The sequence below is a fragment of the Chryseobacterium barbadense genome, from assembly GCF_042849955.1.
GTDB lineage: Bacteria > Bacteroidota > Bacteroidia > Flavobacteriales > Weeksellaceae > Chryseobacterium.
Window position 1 is genome coordinate 319,989 of the sequence record NZ_BAAFHL010000001.1, and the last position, 18,061, is coordinate 338,049.

Annotated in this window: 13 protein-coding genes; 6 read left to right on the plus strand and 7 right to left on the minus strand. The window is 38.3% G+C overall.

The features are described 5' to 3' along the window. The first annotated feature begins 37 nt into the window (after positions 1-37). From ACGHIN_RS01540 to ACGHIN_RS01560, 5 genes are all read left to right on the plus strand, one after another. Positions 38-2,191: an endo-beta-N-acetylglucosaminidase H gene (locus ACGHIN_RS01540; RefSeq protein WP_390450254.1), complete on the plus strand. Its 2,154-nt coding sequence runs from the start codon at positions 38-40 to the stop codon at positions 2,189-2,191. A 66-nt stretch (positions 2,192-2,257) separates the two neighbouring features. Next, positions 2,258-4,639, plus strand: a complete 2,382-nt coding sequence (locus ACGHIN_RS01545; protein WP_390450255.1) for an endo-beta-N-acetylglucosaminidase H — start codon at positions 2,258-2,260, stop codon at positions 4,637-4,639. A 165-nt stretch (positions 4,640-4,804) separates the two neighbouring features. After that, positions 4,805-5,668, plus strand: coding sequence for an ROK family protein (locus ACGHIN_RS01550; RefSeq protein WP_390450256.1), 864 nt, complete (start codon positions 4,805-4,807; stop codon positions 5,666-5,668). A 14-nt stretch (positions 5,669-5,682) separates the two neighbouring features. After that, positions 5,683-7,959 (plus strand): GH92 family glycosyl hydrolase, encoded by a 2,277-nt coding sequence (locus ACGHIN_RS01555; RefSeq protein ID WP_390450257.1) that lies wholly within the window; start codon positions 5,683-5,685, stop codon positions 7,957-7,959. Between the two features lie 30 nt (positions 7,960-7,989). Then, entirely contained in the window at positions 7,990-8,487 is a 498-nt protein-coding gene (locus ACGHIN_RS01560) for a cupin domain-containing protein (protein WP_245143005.1), read from the plus strand. A 94-nt stretch (positions 8,488-8,581) separates the two neighbouring features. Here the strand turns inward: ACGHIN_RS01560 and ACGHIN_RS01565 are convergent, their stop codons facing one another. The 5 genes from ACGHIN_RS01565 to ACGHIN_RS01585 all read right to left on the minus strand — a co-directional run bounded on the left by ACGHIN_RS01565 (position 8,582) and on the right by ACGHIN_RS01585 (position 14,757). After that, positions 8,582-11,275 carry a TonB-dependent receptor domain-containing protein gene (locus tag ACGHIN_RS01565; protein ID WP_390450258.1) on the minus strand — a complete coding sequence of 898 codons (2,694 nt, stop codon included), beginning with the start codon at positions 11,273-11,275 and terminating at the stop codon, positions 8,582-8,584. A 66-nt stretch (positions 11,276-11,341) separates the two neighbouring features. Next, positions 11,342-11,707, minus strand: a complete 366-nt coding sequence (locus ACGHIN_RS01570; protein ID WP_390450259.1) for a hypothetical protein — start codon at positions 11,705-11,707, stop codon at positions 11,342-11,344. A gap of 18 nt (positions 11,708-11,725) precedes the next feature. Beyond that, positions 11,726-12,364, minus strand: coding sequence for a hypothetical protein (locus ACGHIN_RS01575; protein ID WP_390450260.1), 639 nt, complete (start codon positions 12,362-12,364; stop codon positions 11,726-11,728). Between the two features lie 78 nt (positions 12,365-12,442). Beyond that, the gene (locus tag ACGHIN_RS01580; RefSeq protein ID WP_121462357.1) at positions 12,443-13,129 is read right to left on the minus strand and encodes a response regulator transcription factor; all 687 of its coding nucleotides are present in this window, start codon (positions 13,127-13,129) and stop codon (positions 12,443-12,445) included. Between the two features lie 80 nt (positions 13,130-13,209). Continuing rightward, entirely contained in the window at positions 13,210-14,757 is a 1,548-nt protein-coding gene (locus tag ACGHIN_RS01585) for a sensor histidine kinase (RefSeq protein WP_390450261.1), read from the minus strand. Between the two features lie 202 nt (positions 14,758-14,959). Between ACGHIN_RS01585 and ACGHIN_RS01590 the strand changes: the two genes are divergently transcribed. Next, complete coding sequence (locus ACGHIN_RS01590; protein WP_390450262.1) at positions 14,960-15,454, plus strand: SRPBCC family protein; 495 nt, start codon at positions 14,960-14,962, stop codon at positions 15,452-15,454. A gap of 190 nt (positions 15,455-15,644) precedes the next feature. On the opposite strand, the gene ACGHIN_RS01595 is transcribed toward ACGHIN_RS01590, so the two are convergent. Together ACGHIN_RS01595 and ACGHIN_RS01600 are read right to left on the minus strand one after the other, a co-directional pair. Next, positions 15,645-15,989: a hypothetical protein gene (locus tag ACGHIN_RS01595; protein ID WP_390450263.1), complete on the minus strand. Its 345-nt coding sequence runs from the start codon at positions 15,987-15,989 to the stop codon at positions 15,645-15,647. Beyond that, positions 15,982-18,030, minus strand: a complete 2,049-nt coding sequence (locus ACGHIN_RS01600; RefSeq protein ID WP_390450264.1) for a S9 family peptidase — start codon at positions 18,028-18,030, stop codon at positions 15,982-15,984. Before ACGHIN_RS01600 ends, ACGHIN_RS01595 begins: the two co-directional genes overlap by 8 nt. Positions 18,031-18,061 lie beyond the last annotated feature (31 nt).

Below are 18,061 nucleotides of genomic sequence, written 5' to 3' on the forward strand. Positions count from 1 at the left end.
ACAATGCTATAAAAAACCAACAAAAAATGCTTGATTTATGAAAAAAATGAAACTCTTTTCTCTATTGGCTATACTTTTTATGTATGGCTCGTTATGTGCCCAAGGCAATAATCCTAAAGGAATTTGCTATGTGGAAGTGAATAACAACAACATCCTGAATGCAGGATCGTACAAACTGCAGACATCTAATAAATATTTATTTGATGTGGTGAATATTTTTGCGGCCAATATCAACTATGATACAAGCCGTGGAAGAGCGTATTTATACAGTAATAATAATGTGACCAAAGTACTGACTAACGCACAGACCTATATTAAGCCATTACAGGATAAAGGAATGAAAGTATTGCTAACTATCCTGGGGAATCATCAAGGTGCGGGAATCTGTAATTTCCCAACCCGTGAGGCGGCAAAAGACTTTGCATTACAGCTGGCTCATACCGTGAATACCTACGGCTTGGACGGAATTGATTTTGATGATGAATATTCAGATTATGGAAATAATGGAACAGGGCAGCCTAACTCAAGTTCATTTGTCATGCTAGTTCAGGAATTGAGAGCCCTGTTGCCGGATAAAATTATTTCATTTTACTATTACGGGCCGGCTTCTTCAAGGCTTTCCTGGAACGGACTTAGAGCGGGAGATTATCTCAACTACAGCTGGAATGCCATGTATGGTACTTTCTCCGCCCCGAATGTTCCGCCTCTTACCAATGCACAGATTTCTCCTGCGGCAGTTTGGTTGGGAAATACGTCTAATTCTACCACGACCAGCCTGGCCAATCAAACCAAGAATGGCGGTTACGGACTATTCCTTTGGTATGATCTTCACGGAACCAATGAAACCGCACAGCTTTCTGCAGGGACTCAAACATTATATGGAGAACAAACGGTGTTAAGCACTCCTTTACAATCATGGTCACAGGGAACCAACTGTGATGCTCCTATTGGATTATTAGCGAATAATCTTACCGGAACAAGTGCTAAATTGAACTGGACCGCGGTGGGAACCAATACCTATGATATAGACTATAAACCGGCAACTTCCACTACCTGGACTAATGCAGCAACAGCAACTACGGCAACTTCCATTACCATATCAGGATTAACCGCAAACACGGAATATGACTGGAGGATCAGAACGAATTGCAGTGTGAAAGGTACCTATATGTTCGCGCCGAGATTCAACAGCGGAACCGGAGTAGTGCCTCCAACCGGGTCATATTCTCTTTCTCTGGACGGAAGCAGTGAGTCAGGATCAGCCGGAAGCCTTAATTTAAGTGGTTCTGCACTATCTTTTGAAGGTTGGATAAAGCCATCATCTTTCAAATCCGGATTTCCTTACATCTCATCGATCATGGGAACTGAAGTAAGTGACAGTAATTCCGCCTTATTAAGATTAGGGGATGGAAATCTTGCCAACAACAAGCTTCAGTTTGTATTAAGCATCAACAATGCACAACAGAAATTAGCCTCCAACACGGCGTTAAATGCCAATACCTGGTATCATGTGGCCGCTACTTATGATGGCGCTACCATGAAAATTTACATCAATGGTGTTCTTGACGCCAGCAAATCCCAGACGGGAAGTGTGAATTCCAGCGGAACATTCAATGTAGGATATTCATACAACACATCCAGAAACTTCAATGGTAAAGTAGATGAGGTGAGAGTGTGGAAACGTGCCTTAAGCCAGACAGAGATCAGCCAGAATACATGTAATGTAACTCTTCCTGCGACTTCTCTTACAGCCTATTGGAAATTTAATGAAGGAAGCGGAACGTCTGTTCAGGATCATTCAGGAAACGGAAGTGCATTAGCATTAACGGGAGTGGATAATACGAACTGGTCTACAGATGTAGCATGTACTACGGGAACCCAAAGAGGTCTAGTTGCAACGGAAAGCCAAAATCAAAAGGCTTTAGAAAATGAACAGGTTGTTAAAAAACAAATAAAACTGTATCCGAATCCGGTAAGCAGATCTTCTCAGCTTATGATTTCTGTTCCGGCGGAATTCAATAAAGGGAAACTAACGGTATATAGCTTAAGCGGAAGTGTTATAGAAACTCAAACACTCAATGTGGGAGACCATTTGTATAATCCGTCGAAACTGTCTACAGGTAATTATATCATTCAATTTGAATCTCAGAACGGAAGTCTGAAACAGGTTGAAAGATTCATTGTAAAATAATAACCTAAACCGGGGAATTGGATTCAAGATTCCCCGGTTTTATCAATCATTAAAACTGACTATACTATGAAGCAAAAATCTTATCTTTTTATTCTTTTGATACTCATTTTTCAGGCCAAAAACCTGATGAATGCTCAGCCGCTTAACCCTTTGGGAATATGCTATGTGGAAGTGAATAATAACAATATCCTGAACGCTGGATCTTACACTTTACAGACAAGCAATAAACAATTATTCAATGTTGCGGTTATTTTTGCAGCCAACATTAACTATGATGTGTCCAAAAGCAGGGCTTATATTTATAATAACAATAATGTATCGAAGGTTCTGAACGATGTCAATACCTACGTAAAGCCTTTGCAGCAAAAAGGAATAAAAGTATTGCTGGATATTTTGGGAAACCATCAGGGAGCGGGAATTTGTAACTTTCCTACCCGTGAAGCCGCACGTGATTTTGCGTTACAGATCGCTCATACCGTATATACTTATGATTTAGACGGCGTTGATCTGGATGATGAATATTCCGATTATGGAAATAATGGGACAGGTCAGCCTAATAACAGCTCTTTTGTCATGCTTTTACAAGAGTTGAAAGCAGCAATGCCTGATAAACTGATCACTTTTTATTATATAGGTCCGGCAACAACCAGACAATCCTATAATGGTGATGCCGCCGGAAATTATATAGACTATAGCTGGAATGCCTATTACGGAACATACAGCGCTCCGAACGTACCACCTCTTACCAAAGCCAAGCTTTCTGCTGCAGCAACCTGGATCAACAATACTTCTACCACTACGCTTGCGAATCTGGCAACCAATACCATTAATGACGCGTACGGAGTATTCATGTGGTATGATTTGAAAGGGACAAACTCGGCAAGTTATTTAAGTACGGGATCAAACATTCTTTATGGCGAGAATACAGTTTTAAGCGGGCCTTTGTATTCATGGACAGCAGGAACGACGTGTGATCCGCCTTTGGGATTGGAAGCAACCAATATTACAGGAACTTCCGCTAAATTAAACTGGACTTCCAATGGTTCTCAAACCTATAATATTGATTATAAGCCAGCCAATTCAACGACTTGGACTAATATAGCAAGCAATTATTCAGGAAACAATATCACGGTCAATAACCTGACTGTGAACACGAATTACGACTGGAGAATACAAACCAATTGTTCTCCTACATTGACCAGTACTTATATTTTTGCGCCAAGGTTCAATTCCGGGAACGGATGTACAATTCCTTCCGGCCTTACATCGGGAAGCTTTTTAGGAAATACGGTTCAGTTATCTTGGGATGCGGGAACAGCGTCTTCTTATACCCTGCAATATAAAACGGCAGCCGCAACCACATGGACCGAAGTCCAAAATATTACCACCAATACATATACGCTTCAGAATCTGGTACAAAACACCAATTATGTGTGGAAAATACAGGCGGTATGCGGTTCTACCACTTCTGCATATTCGGCGGAAGCATCATTTAACAGTGGATTTACACCGGTGCAGAGTCCCGGAGCGAGGTCACTTACCTTTAATGGAAGCACCACTTATCTGAACGCGGGACAATTTAATCTTAGCGGAAATGCCATAACATTTGAAGGTTGGGTAAAGATCAACTCATTTAAATCTGCTTTCCCTTATATTTCATCTGTAATAGGAGTTGAGGTTGGAGATAATAATTCTGCCATGCTGAGATTTGGCGATGGTAACCTTGCCAATAACAAACTGCAGTTTATATTGAGTTTCGGATCGGCTCAGGTAAAACTTAACAGTAATACAGGGTTAAACACCAATACGTGGTACCATATAGCAGCAACGTATGATGGAGTCTCCATGAAAATCTATATCAATGGAAATCTTGATGCAAGTTCAAACGCTACCGGGAATTTTACGGCAAATGGTATTCTTTACCTCGCGAGAAATTATGATAATTCAAGAACACTTAACGGTTTCCTTGATGAATTCAGGGTTTGGAAAAAAGCATTAACGCCACAGGAAATTGCAGCCAATAATTGTAATGTTCCTGCCAATTCTACAGGGCTTGAAGCGAACTGGAAAATGGATGAGGGAAGTGGCAGTGGAGCTTTAGATGCAACGGCCAATACTCATTTTGCCACTTTGATCAATATGTCAAACTCTAACTGGAGTACAGATGTAGCCTGCGCAGCTCCATTATCTACAGAAAATATTGATTTGAAAAAAGAAAGCGGTATCTATCCGAATCCTGTTAAAAAAGGAGAAGATATCCATTTTAATATCAACTCTGTAAGTGAAGTATCACTGTATGATATTTCAGGAAAACTCGTTAAAAAACAAAGTATAGATCAAAATAATGCTACGGTAAGTACACAGAATTTATCCAGTGGTACTTATATCTATACCATAACATCAACAAAAAAACAGACTGCCTCTTCCGGAAAAGTAATTGTGAAATAAATCGTAAAAATGAAAGCATACTGACGGAAAATTAGAAATTAGGATTAAAATTGGCGTCTGTAATGGACGACAAGAAGCATTTTTCGTATGAAAATACTTAACTTGCTTTCTTGTTTGTCTATTTTAATTTCACAAACAATCTGTCTAAAATAAAGTAAGAAAATAATGCAAAATATACTAGGGATAGACATTGGCGGCTCACATATCACGATGGCACAGGTACACCCTGAAAGGCGTGAAATTATGGCTTCCACCTACATCAGGGAACATGTCGATTCTTTTGAACCCCGCGAAGTTATCTTTTCCACGTGGATTTCCGCTATAGAGAAAGCTATACAGAGTCTTGTCAAAGAACACCTTTTAATCGGAATTGCCATGCCCGGTCCTTTCGATTATGAAAATGGGGTTTCTCACATGCAGCAGGGCAAATTTATGGATATTTACCAGGTGAATATTAAAGATGAATTGGCTAAAAGATTATCTATTTCTAATGATCAGATCCATTTTGTCAATGATGCGGCTGCTTTTTTAGAAGGGGAAGTATTCGGAGGCTGTGTGAAAGAGTATAAAAGGATTTTCGGAGTAACCCTAGGAACAGGACTCGGAACAACTTTTTACGACGGAATATCGGTTATGGACGAAGATTTATGGGATTCTCCGTTAAAAAACTCGATTTGTGAAGATTATCTGGCGACACGCTGGTTTATTAACCGCTATGCTGAATTAACCGGCGAACAAATCTCGGGAACTAAAGACCTTTTGGAAAAACCTGAAGAAATCCAAACTAAAATGTTCGGTGAATATGCCGATTCTTTCGCAGAGTTCATCATATCATATGTGAAATCTTATGATCCCGAAGTTTTGGTCATAGGAGGAAATATTGCAAAAGCCTATCCCTATTTTAAGGAAAGATTCAATCAAAACTTAATTAAAAACAATATTCACCTGCCTGTTAAAATTTCTGCCATCTTTGAAGATGCGGCCATTTTAGGAGCAGCAAGCTACGCTTTGAAAAAATCTAAAGAATGAATAAAAATTGTATAATGAAGTCTCTGTTTTCAACCGTCTTTATTGTTTTGAATATCTTGGCCTTTGGTCAGGATTCATCCCCTGTTGATTATGTGAATCCTTTGATGGGAACCCAGTCCAAGCCGTCCTTATCAAACGGGAATACCTATCCTGCAGTGGGGCTTCCGTGGGGAATGAATCTTTGGACACCGCAAACCGGAAAAATGGGTGACGGTTGGGCTTATACCTACGATGCAGACAAAATAAGAGGTTTTAAACAAACGCATCAGCCGTCTCCCTGGATGAACGATTACGGTGCTTTTACTCTAATGCCGGGAGTGGGAAAATTAAAATTCAAAGAAGATGACCGTGCAAGCTGGTTCAGTCATAAAGCTGAGGTAGCAACCCCTTACTTTTATAGCGTTTACCTTGCGGATATCAACGTAACTACGGAATTCACTCCTACAGAGAGAGCAGCCTTTTTTAAATTTGATTTCCCTAAAACGGACAGTGCTTATGTGGTTATCGATGCTTTGAATAAAGGATCATACATCAAAATTCTTCCTAAAGAAAGAAAAATTATAGGATATACTACCAAATACTCCAGAGGAAAATATGAGAACTTCAAAAACTATTTCGTTATTCAGTTTGATAAAAAGTTTGATGTAACGACAGCCTGGAAAGACGATAAGCTGGTAAACAATCAATTGGAAATTACCAGTGATCATGCAGGAGCAGTGGTTGGATTTAAACTGAAAAATAAAGAATCTGTTTATGCCAAAGTAGCCTCTTCATTCATCAGCTTTGAACAGGCGGAACTAAATTTAAGCAGAGAAATTGGGAAACGTGATTTCGAACAGGTAAAAGCCGATGCCAAAAACATCTGGAACAAAACCTTAGGAAGAATTGAAGTGAAAGGAGGAACAGATCAACAAATGAGAACCTTTTATTCTTCTTTATACAGAACCCTGTTTTTTCCGCAGAAGCTATACGAAATCGATGCTCAAAACAAGATAAAACACTGGAGCCCTTACAACAGTAAAATCTTGGACGGAAGAATGTTTGCCGGAACAGGTTTCTGGGATACTTTCCGTGCTTTATATCCTTTCCTGAATCTGGTATATCCAAGCATCAATGTAGAAATGCAGGAAGGATTGGCTAATGCTTTCAAAGAAGGTGGCTTTCTGCCGGAATGGAGCAGTCCGGGATATTCTGATATTATGATCGGGAACAATTCCGCTTCCGTGGTAGCTGATGCGTATATAAAAGGACTTCGTGGCTATGATATCGAAACGCTTTGGCAGGCGGTGAAACATGGGGCAGACCATGAAGGTCCGATCAGTGCGGTAGGACGTAAAGGAGTAGAATATTACAATACCTTAGGCTATGTTCCTTATGACGTGAAAATCAATGAAAATGCGGCCAGAACGTTGGAATATGCATACGACGATTTTTCCATATATCAATTGGGAAAAGCGTTGGGAAAACCGGAGTCCGAAATTGAAATCTATAAAAAAAGAGCAAATAATTATAAGAACCTATTCGATCCGGAATCGGGTTTAATGCGAGGGAAAAATAAAGACGGAAAATTTCAGTCGCCTTTCAATCCTTTCAAATGGGGTGATGCCTTCACCGAAGGAAATAGTTGGCATTACACATGGTCCGTTTTCCAGGATATTGATGGATTAGCCAGATTAATGGGCGGGAAAAAGAAATTCGAAGCCAAGCTGGATGAGGTTTTCTCATTACCGCCGGTTTTCGATGACAGCTATTATGGAAGCGTTATCCATGAAATCCGCGAAATGCAGATTATGAACATGGGGCAATATGCGCACGGAAACCAGCCTATCCAGCACATGATTTATCTATACAATTATGCTGGAGCGCCATACAAAACCCAATATTGGGCAAGACAGGTGATGGATAAATTATATTATGCAACACCGGATGGCTATTGCGGAGATGAAGATAACGGGCAGACTTCCGCCTGGTATGTATTTTCGGCTTTAGGATTTTATCCGGTGACGCCTGCTACAGATCAGTATGTTTTGGGAGCACCGTTATTCAAACAGGCGGTAATTCATTTGGAAAATGGAAAGACAATTGAAATAAAAGCACCGGAAAACAGTGCAAAAAACCTTTATGTAAAATCATTAAACGTGAATCTTCAACCGTACACCAAGAACTGGCTGAGCCATAAAGAGCTTATGAAAGGGGCGGTTCTTGACTTCAGTATGGATGATCAGCCGAACAAAGAAAGAGGATCACAGGAAAAAGATTTCCCGTATTCCATGTCAAAAGAGAAACAATAAAACAGAAATACTATTAAAAGAGAAACGGATATGAGTGCAGAAAAACAGCAAATATTTGAGAAAGTAGAAAAAATGTTGACATCACAAGGGTTTAATCTTGTTGCCAAAGATGATACAAGACCTTGGGGCGGTTTTTTCGTAATTGATGAGAATCAGGCACAGGATTTTGCCAACCAGTATTTTGATGGAATTGATGTTGAAAATCTGAGAATTGGAGGAAAACTAAGCCCTAAAATCCTTCTGGTAGCTCCAAATGCAAGATTAAGCTGGCAATATCACCACAGGAGAGCTGAAATCTGGCAGGTAGTGGAAGGAACAGTCGGAATCAAAAGAAGCAATACCGATGAAGAAGGTGAATTAAAAGAATATCAGCCAAAAGATCAGGTAAAGCTTCAACAGGGAGAAAGACACCGTTTGATCGGTTTAGACGGGTGGGGTGTAGTGGCTGAAATCTGGCAGCATACCGATGCATCCAATCCTTCAGATGAAGATGATATTGTGAGAGTGCAGGATGACTTCGGGAGATAAAATAAAAAAACAGCTTCAATATTGAAGCTGTTTTTTTATTTAGGAAGATTGAGGCAGCCAATACTCTCGGCTTCATTCTTCCCGCTTTCTGTTTTTAAAACGTCACATCCAGACCCACATAAAAATTAGCTTTCATAATCGGAGCATACACCATTCCGCCATCAAAATAATTTCCGAAAGGGTTCTTAAAATCGATGATAGGATTGTCCTGCTGATAAGAAGTTAAATTCTCCCCGCCAAGATAAGCTCTGAGCTTTTTATTGAAATTTCTTGAAATCTGGGCATTCAACACCGCATAAGATTCGGAATAAGCCGGAAGTTGAAATTCTGCCGGATTGCCCGACATATTCGGAAGCCTTTGTTTTCCCACCCAGTTTAAGGTTGTATCAAAGCTCCAGAAGCCTCCTTTGCTGTTTTTATTGGTAGCATAAGCCAGATTCATAAACCCTCTGTGTTTTGCCATAAAAGGAATTTCTCTTCTTCCGTCCATATAATCGGCCTGAACATCATAATATTTATAAGCCAGCCTTACATCAAAATTCTTGAAAGGGGTGAAATCCCATTGGGTCTGAAAACTGTTGGCAAAAGATTTTCCTTCAAGGTTATAGAATGTTAATTGTTGAGGCGATCTGTCCAGATCTACCAAAACCTGATCCTGGAAATCTGTTCTGAAAAAATCCGCCACAATACTGGATTTTCTTCCGAAAAGCTTAAACTCCTGCTGTAAGCTTACTCCATAGTTCCATGCAATTTCCGGTTTCAAGCCGTAAATATTCCCTCCGTTCTGTAAAATATTGATACTACGGTTTGATGCAAAATACTGTTGGTTTTCTGCAAATACAGAAGCTGTTCTGAATCCTCTGCCCGCAGAAAGCCTTAGAATAGTTTGTGGAGTGAAGTCATATTTGAAATTTAGTCTTGGGGTAAACTGCGTACCTGCAAGATTATGAAAATCTGCCCTTGCTCCGGCTACTAAAGTATATTTTAAACCTGTCAATGTATATTCTGCAAAAATGCCCGGAACAATTTCATTTCTTTTGAAATTGTCCGTTAAATACGTTTCATCGTATCCGTCATATAGAAAACTTGCTCCCGCTTTATACTTATGATTGGTATTTCCGAGAATACTTTCAAAAATTAAATTGGAATAATACGTATGCTGTTTTCCCGAATAATTTCTCAACCCGAAGAAACTGTCCTGCTGATGATACACATATTGATTCATCCATCCTAAACTCTGATAAGGTTTTCCTTTGAAAACATACCCCGTTTTATTCCACACCTGGAATCTTGAAATATTAATTCCCACTCCGTAAGCCGACTGCTCATCCTGGTCCAATTGCTTATTAAATCCGGTTTGCCCTGCCGTTCTTTCATCCTTGATGAAATTAATCCCAAAATGCGAACCTAAGCCGGACTTCTCCAAATCATTGTAATTAAGTAAATAAGCTGCATTTAATTGGGTGCCTTTCGGTCTGTCCAGAAACCCGTCATCATTTATATCCGTGTTTCCGAAAGTTCCGTTTCCATGCAATAAAAAAGTCTGTAACCATTTCTCATTAATAGGAGCAACGCTTGTAAAATTAGCCTCCGCTCTTCCATTGAAATCTGAAAAAAGATTCAGGGATGTTTCCGGTTTTTCCGAATTCTTTAAAAGTTCTGTATTGATTTGCCCGGTAATGCTTTCATAACCATTGGTAACTGTACTTCCCCCCTTCGTCAGCTGAATGCTTTCAATCCATCTTCCCGGAATGAAATTTAAACCATAAGCCGAAGCAAGACCCCTGATTTCCGGTAAAAGCTCTTTCGTCAGGCTTGTATATTTTTGATCTAAACCCAACATTTTTAATTGCTTTGTACCAGTAACCGCATTGCTGAAAGAAACATCCACGGTAGCATTGGTTTCAAAACTTTCGGATAAATTACAGCATGCAGCTTTCAATAATTCTTTTTTGTCAATATTGAAAGTCAGGCCTGCCTCTTTTTTATTCAAAGAAGTTGGAGCCTTAGAACCTGATACGGTAACACCATCAATTTTATTCTCATGTTGGCTATAACTATTTTCTGACACCTCATTATCCTCATCATGATCTTGATGCTCAGATTTTGAGCCTTCTTCAAAATGGACTTTAGGATTTGCAGCACCCATCGGAATTCCCCTGTCATAAAGGCAGCACCCCGGAAGACCATTATAAACATCATCGGAAGCCTTATACTTTTCATTGTCATGCCCTACTTCGGCAATCTTTTTTAAAATTTTGTCCGCTGAGGTTTTGGAAGCATCGAATTGCAGACTTACGGTTTGTGTTTCTGCATTCCATTCCGCTGAATCAGCACCTGCATCATAAGCTGCTTTTTCAATTCTCGCTTTACATGAACCACAATTTCCTTTTACATAAAATTCGTTTTCTTTTTTATGCTGCTGGTGGTGTGCTTCCGTTTGGGGAGAAGGTTGAAGATCTCTTTCATAATGACAGCATCCCGGAAGCTTTTCATAGGTTTCATCCAGTGCTTTGAATTTTTCATTGTCGTGGCCGGCTTCCGCTACTTTTTTAAGGATGTCATCCGTTAAAATGTTGGGCTCTGTTTCTAAAGTTAACATTTGGGTATCAATAGAATAACGTGCTTCTTTAGCCCCTGCTTTTTTAGCGGTGTTTTCTATTCTTTCCTTACACATGTCGCAGTTTCCTCTTACCTGGAACTGGCTTTTTGATAGGTTTTGAGCAAAAATAAAGGATGTTGATAATAAGAATAAACCAAGAATTAACTTGGAAATATATAATTTCATTTTGTTTACAATTTAGATTAAATAAAAAACTGTCCATTAATGAATAATGAACGCGGTTGGATTTAATTAACCTATTTTCGGCGGCTGCCAGATTTCTTTTAAACGGTCTGAAATATAAGGATCGGAATACTGGAACTGCAAATTCTTATTGACTTTGTAATAAGATAATTCCAGGTTCAGGCTTTTAGAAAAAGGGGTTTCTATAAAGGTATAACAGGCAATGCAGGAAGAACAGCAGTCATCATTGCATGATTTTGTTTTTCCCTGATGCTGATCCGAAGAAGGGGACTGGTGATTTTTGCAGCAGTCAACATCCGTTTTGGAATCTGCTTTACAGCAGGTTTCCTTGGCAGATAAATTATAGAAGTTATCCTTAGGAACCAGAAAAATTCCCAGACAGAAAATGATCGTCAGAATCTGCAATAACTTCATAGGGCAAAATTACGAAAATTATGGCAAAGGATCTCCCACTTTTACGGCGCAATTATGCCAAGGTTCTCCGTGAGCCGGGTTTACTTTCGGTTTTTCTCCGGTTGGAGCCGGTTGCTGTACGGGAGCCGGTGTATTCTGAGCGATAGTCTGAGCCGGTTGTGGAGCCGGAGCAGGTTTGCTGTTTAAAGGCTGTCCTACGGGAATATCACAACGATGTCCCGGTTCTCCATGTGGAGGATTCATTCCCGGAGCAGTTTTTACAGGTTTTCCTGTTTTGCTATCCACCGTAAATTTGCCCGGCTTCATCGCATTAGGATCAATCTGAATGGTTTGGTTGTTTCCTACCGTAACGTTTTGTGCAGAACCTGCTTGGGCAGGTTTGCCGTTCAAAGGTTGTCCTACAGGGATATCACATCGGTGTCCCGGCTGTCCGTGGGGCGGGTTCATTCCCGGAGCAGTAGCCTGAGCCACAGGTGCAGCAGTTTGGGCAGGCTGAATTCCCGCCTGATTCAAAAGAGAGGCTTGAGGAGCATTATTTGCCGCCACATTGACTTGCTGAGTTCCTGCTTCTTCTTTCAGGTAGGTTGCTCTTTCATCTTTTTTACATGAAGCGGTAAGTATGGAAATGGCAACAAGGCCTAAAAATGTATTTTTCATATCCAGTCGTATGAAACAAAATTAGCAAAACATTTTTAATTGTTTTGCTAATTTGATATTTATAATCTTTTTTACGGATTAATTTTTAACTAAAAGTCTGAATCCTTCCCCGTGAACGTTGATGATTTCCAATCCTTCATCATCTTTCAGTAATTTACGAAGCTTGGCAATATAAACGTCCATACTTCTTGCCGTAAAATAATTCTCTTTCTTCCAGATTTTTCTTAAAGCCAGATCTCTCGGCATGAAATCGTTTCTGTGGATGCAAAGAAGCTTCAACAATTCATTTTCTTTCGGTGAAAGCTTATATTCTTTGTCACCTACTCTTAATTGTCTCAGCATAGAATCGAAAAAGATATTGCTGATCTTAAATTGCTCCTGCTCTTCATTTTCCAACGTAGAGCTTCTTTGAAGGATAGCCTTGATCTTATATAAAAGCAGCTCAGTATCAAAAGGTTTGGTGATGTAATCATCTGCGCCCAACTGATATCCTTTTAAAATATCTTCCCTCATGTTTCTTGCTGTCAGGAAAATGATCGGTGTATTTTTATCGATCTTTTTCACATCTTCCGCCAATGAAAAACCGTCTTTTTTAGGCATCATCACATCGAAAATACAGATGTCGAATTCATTTTCCGTGAATTCTTTTAAACCCTGTTCTCCATCTGTAGCAAGGGTAACATCAAAATTATTGATCGTTAGGTAGTCTTTCAATACAGCTCCAAAACTCTGATCGTCTTCTACTAGTAATATTCTGTTGCTCATAATTTCAGTAATTAAAAATTAATAATAAGAATGAACGTTTTCACTCTGTCTTCTATACTTTGTTATTTAGGTTTTATTATTTAATGCATCGGCAGCTTGATGATAAACGTGCTTCCCTTTCCTTTATGGGAGTCTACGATAATCTGGCCTTTATGCAGTTCTACTATTTTCTTTACATAAGACAATCCTAATCCTTGTCCTTTTACATTGTGGATATTTCCCGTTTCTTCTCTGAAGAATTTCTCAAATATCTTGGTCTTGTTCTGGGTTTCCATTCCCATTCCTTTGTCGGAAATCTCAATTACGTACCAACTTCCTTCATTTCTGGTTTTCACATGTATTTCAGGGGCTTCTGGAGAATATTTGTTGGCATTGTCCAATAAATTTACCAGCATATTCGAGATGTGGAATTCATCTATTTTGAAGGTGTATTTATCGGCTGTAAATTCCTGGGTAAGAGATCCGTTTCTCTGTTCTACGATGAGGTTGAATGATTCTGTGGTTTTTTTGATCAGTTCTCTCACATTGGCCTCCTTTAAGAATAATTTCACCTCATTTCTTTCAAGCTTGGACATATTCAACACATTCTCTACCTGCTTTTTCATCCTTAAATTTTCCTGTTTGATCAGATTGGAATAATACCTTACTTTCTCAGGATTGGTGGCAATTTTGTCATTCGCTAAAGAATCCGTTGCAACAGAAATGGTTGCTAATGGAGTTTTAAACTCATGCGACATATTATTGATGAAATCCGTCTTCACTTCAGCCAGTTTCTTCTGCTTCATCATATAATTGATGGAAATAATATAAATCCCTAAGATGGTAAGTAGAGAAAGGAAAGTTCCTAATAACATCGGCCAGTTGTTCATCGCTAAAGAATATTCTTTCTTAGGGAACACCAAAGCCAGGTTATATAATGTGCGGTCTTTTTTATCCGTAAAAAGAGGATAAGTATAAGTATCGCTATCCTTTTTTTCTTTATATACCTTATTGGCTACACTCGTTAGTTTATTGTTCTTATCTGTAACCCCAAAACCGAATTTGGCATTAATTCCTCTTATGGTTAATTCTTTGGTAAGAACTGAGTCCAGGATTTTATTGTCAACTCTTTTTGTGATCGGCAGATTGTTTCCATATATTTTGGCAAATTCCTTCATGGAATAATCCCCGTTTTCTATATCCTGGTTGATTTCTGCTGTAAGAGGCTCACGGTTAGTAGTATCTCTTTTTATTTTATAAGCCGCTTCATCAGTATACAGGGTAGTAAGCTTGATGGAGTCTCCTTTTTGAGAGATAGGAAGCTGCGTTTTTTCAATGATGTTTTTAGAGTAAATAATCTGTCTCTGGGTACCGGAATCCTCTACTTGCTGAATAGTGGTTAAAGAAGGTTGATCATTGTTCGCAAGAACATTGGATCTGAAATTTTTAAAATCAGCATTCAGGTATTTTTCCACTTCAATCTCAGAAACACTTTTAGAGGTGTTCTCTAGAGCGGAATATACCTTGTTGGAAAAGTCCTGTTCCAAGGCACCGTAATAACCTTTCAGCCAATAAAACTGGAGCGTGACAAAAACAATCAGGGAGATTGTCATAAACACCGAGATTATTGGGATGAATTTATTATTCATTACTTATTTTTAGGTTTATTTTAGAATCGTGAATGTTAAAATTAATTATTTTAAGACTTGATAAACAAAAAACGAGCCAAAAAATTGTATAATTTTTCTTAAAAAGAAGTTTTTTAACATTTATTTATAAGTATTTAAATACTTGTCATATGAAAAGAGCTTCCCAGGAATAAAGATGTAAGTTTGATAAAAATATTTATTTATGGAATCTAATATTGTTTTCAACAAAGATTTTGACTCAAACAGTGTGTATGTCATGAAAATTTATGACGCCGAAGTGTCAAAAGTATGGGATTATTTTACCAAATCCGAATTATTGGATCAATGGTGGGCTCCGAAGCCCTGGAAATGTGAAACCGTAAATCAGGATTTCAGAGAAGGGGGAGAGTGGTTCTATGCCATGGTAGGCCCGGAAGGGGAAAAGCATTATGCTAAAGTAAAATATGGAGAAATTATAGAACACAGAAGTTTCGACGGTATTGATGCTTTCTGTGATGAAAAGGGAAATATCAATGAAAGTTTTCCTGAAGCAAAATGGTTGTTGGGTTTTACAGGTGTAGACGAAGGAACCAAAGTAACCGTGAATATCCATTTTGAATCCTCTGAAGCGATGAAGCAGCTTATTGAAATGGGTTTTGAAGAAGGCTTCAAAATGGGACTGAATCAATTGGAAGAAATTCTAAAAGGGCAACTTTAAAAATTTGAGAATTTGAAAATGAAATAGTTTGAAAATAACATATCAAATTTGCTTATCAATGTTAATAGGAACGGGCTTCGGCCCGTTCATTTTTTTATGTAACCCAAATTCTAAAAGTTTAGTTCAAACAAAAACTTAGGAACAGAAAAACATTTTTCAAATTATTTCATTTTCAAATTCTCAAATTGAATTAAAGCAATTCTTCATCTTGAAAATACTGAATAATTGCTTTTTTCATCAAAATTTGTTGTTCATTCGGTTTCAGTTCCGGGAGTTGTTCCAGCTCTTCAAAATGTGGATATCCATCATCATCGTAATGTGAAAATTTATAATATCCAAAAGGCTCCAATAATCTGCAAACGGCAATATGAATTAAATTTACCTTATCATCCTTCGTGTATTTTTGCTTACCGCTGCCTAACTCCTGAAGACCGATCAAAAACAGATATGTTTCAATCGGAGCATTTTTTTCGGTATCGAAATTTTCAATGAAAAATTGTTCTACTTTTTGCCAATATTCCGCTTCGTTAATCATAATTATTCTCAAGTTTTAATAAAAATGCATATTCTAACGCATCCTCTTTCAACGATTCAAATCTTCCGCTTGCTCCTCCATGTCCTGCACTCATATCTGTTTTAAAGATAAGCAGATTGTTATCTGTCTTTAATTCTCTGAGCTTAGCTGTCCATTTTGCCGGTTCCCAATATTGAACCTGAGAATCATGCAATCCTGTTGTGATCAGCATGTGAGGATAATCTTTTGCTTCCACATTGTCATAAGGAGAATAGGATTTTATATAATCATAATACTCCTTATTGTTGGGATTCCCCCATTCATCGTATTCTCCGGTAGTCAATGGAATAGTTTCATCAAGCATAGTAGTCACTACATCCACAAAAGGCACTTGTGCTACAATTCCGTGGAATAAAGCAGGCTCGTAATTAACGATAGCTCCCATCAGTAATCCTCCTGCACTTCCACCCATCGCATACAGATGTTCGGATGAAGTGTAATTTTCTTTGATTAAATACTTACCTGCATCAATGAAATCAAAGAATGTATTCTTTTTGAAAAGCATTTTTCCATCTTCATACCATTCTCTTCCGAGATATTCTCCACCACGGATGTGAGCAATCGCATAAATAAATCCTCTGTCTAAAATGGATAACCTTACGTTGGAAAAGCTGGCATCTACAGTGTGCCCGTAACTTCCGTAGCCATACAAAAGCAAAGGAGTATCTGCAGATTTCTTAGTATTCTTATGATAGACCAGAGAAATTGGAACTTTGGTTTTCCTATCTCTTGAGTCTGCCCAAATTCTTTCGGAAATATAATTTTCAGAGAAAAACTTCCCGCCTAAAACTTCCTGTTGCTTTAAAAGTTGAGTGGTTTTCTCCTTCATATTGTACTCATACGTAGAACTTGGCTGGGTCAATGAAGTATAACCGTAACGCAGAACTTCAGTATCAAATTCTAAATTAATACCAATATAAGCAGTATAAGTAGGATCTGAAAAAGGTAAATAATGAGACTCTTGTGTATGTTCATTAATAATTTTGATCTGCAACAATCCTTTTTCTCTTTCTTCAAGAACCAGATAATCTTTGAATATTTCAAAACCTTCTAACAGAACTTCTTTGCGGTGGGGGATTACATCTGTCCAGTTTTCCATTCCGCAATTATTGATGTTGGTCTTTACAATCTTAAAATTGATGGCATCATCAGCATTGGTAATGATATAAAATTCATCTTTATAATGTTCCACAGAATATTCCAGATCATCTATTCTAGGCTGAATAATTGTCCAGTCCGCGAAAACATTATCAGAAGGGATAAAACGGTGTTCATCTGAAATTGTGCTGGAACTAGCAATGAAAATATATTGTAAAGATTTTGTCTTGAACACATTCACATCAAATGTATCATCCTTTTCATGGAAAATCAGAACGTCTTCTGAAGAATCGGTTCCTATTTTGTGTCTGTACACTTGGAATGCACGAAGGTTTTTATCTTTTCGGATATAGAAAACATGTTCATTATCATTCGCCCAAACTGCTTTTCCTGTGGTATTGGGAATCATATCCGCTAAAATTTCCCCGGTTTCTAAATTCTTAAAATTGATGGTGTAGATTCTTCGGCTTACATTATCTGTAGAAAAAGAGACTAGCTTATTGTTCGGAGAAACAGCTACGCTTCCCACTTCAAAATAGCTTTCACCTTCTGCCAGAATATTAACATCAATAAGGATTTCTTCCGTATTGTCTAAACTTGTATGTTTTCTGCAAAAAATAGGATACTCTTTTCCTTCCTCATAACGAACGATATACCAATACTCATTAAAAAAGTAGGGAAGAGACTCGTCATCTTTTTTATAGCGGGCTTTCATTTCTTCAAAAAGATCCTCCTGGAGCTTTTCCGTATCCTTCATCATGAAATCGGCATACGCATTTTCTTCTTCAAGATATTGTATTACTGCCGGATTTTCCCTTTCATTGAGCCAAAAATAATTGTCGATCCTTTTATCGCCGTGTATTTCTAATATTTTTTCTATTTTTTGTGCCTGTGGAGCTTTCATTCAATATTAATTCTTGTTCAAATGTAATTAA

What these genes read in the sequence shown, in the direction of transcription:
- ACGHIN_RS01585 (WP_390450261.1), bottom strand. Translation starts at nt 14,757, where the DNA reads ATGAATAATAAATTCATCCCAATAATCTCGGTGTTTATGACAATCTCC.
- ACGHIN_RS01545 (WP_390450255.1), top strand. Translation starts at nt 2,258, where the DNA reads ATGAAGCAAAAATCTTATCTTTTTATTCTTTTGATACTCATTTTTCAG.
- ACGHIN_RS01590 (WP_390450262.1), top strand. Translation starts at nt 14,960, where the DNA reads ATGGAATCTAATATTGTTTTCAACAAAGATTTTGACTCAAACAGTGTG.
- ACGHIN_RS01540 (WP_390450254.1), top strand. Translation starts at nt 38, where the DNA reads ATGAAAAAAATGAAACTCTTTTCTCTATTGGCTATACTTTTTATGTAT.
- ACGHIN_RS01550 (WP_390450256.1), top strand. Translation starts at nt 4,805, where the DNA reads ATGCAAAATATACTAGGGATAGACATTGGCGGCTCACATATCACGATG.
- ACGHIN_RS01560 (WP_245143005.1), top strand. Translation starts at nt 7,990, where the DNA reads ATGAGTGCAGAAAAACAGCAAATATTTGAGAAAGTAGAAAAAATGTTG.
- ACGHIN_RS01570 (WP_390450259.1), bottom strand. Translation starts at nt 11,707, where the DNA reads ATGAAGTTATTGCAGATTCTGACGATCATTTTCTGTCTGGGAATTTTT.
- ACGHIN_RS01575 (WP_390450260.1), bottom strand. Translation starts at nt 12,364, where the DNA reads ATGAAAAATACATTTTTAGGCCTTGTTGCCATTTCCATACTTACCGCT.
- ACGHIN_RS01580 (WP_121462357.1), bottom strand. Translation starts at nt 13,129, where the DNA reads ATGAGCAACAGAATATTACTAGTAGAAGACGATCAGAGTTTTGGAGCT.
- ACGHIN_RS01595 (WP_390450263.1), bottom strand. Translation starts at nt 15,989, where the DNA reads ATGATTAACGAAGCGGAATATTGGCAAAAAGTAGAACAATTTTTCATT.
- ACGHIN_RS01565 (WP_390450258.1), bottom strand. Translation starts at nt 11,275, where the DNA reads ATGAAATTATATATTTCCAAGTTAATTCTTGGTTTATTCTTATTATCA.
- ACGHIN_RS01600 (WP_390450264.1), bottom strand. Translation starts at nt 18,030, where the DNA reads ATGAAAGCTCCACAGGCACAAAAAATAGAAAAAATATTAGAAATACAC.
- ACGHIN_RS01555 (WP_390450257.1), top strand. Translation starts at nt 5,683, where the DNA reads ATGAAGTCTCTGTTTTCAACCGTCTTTATTGTTTTGAATATCTTGGCC.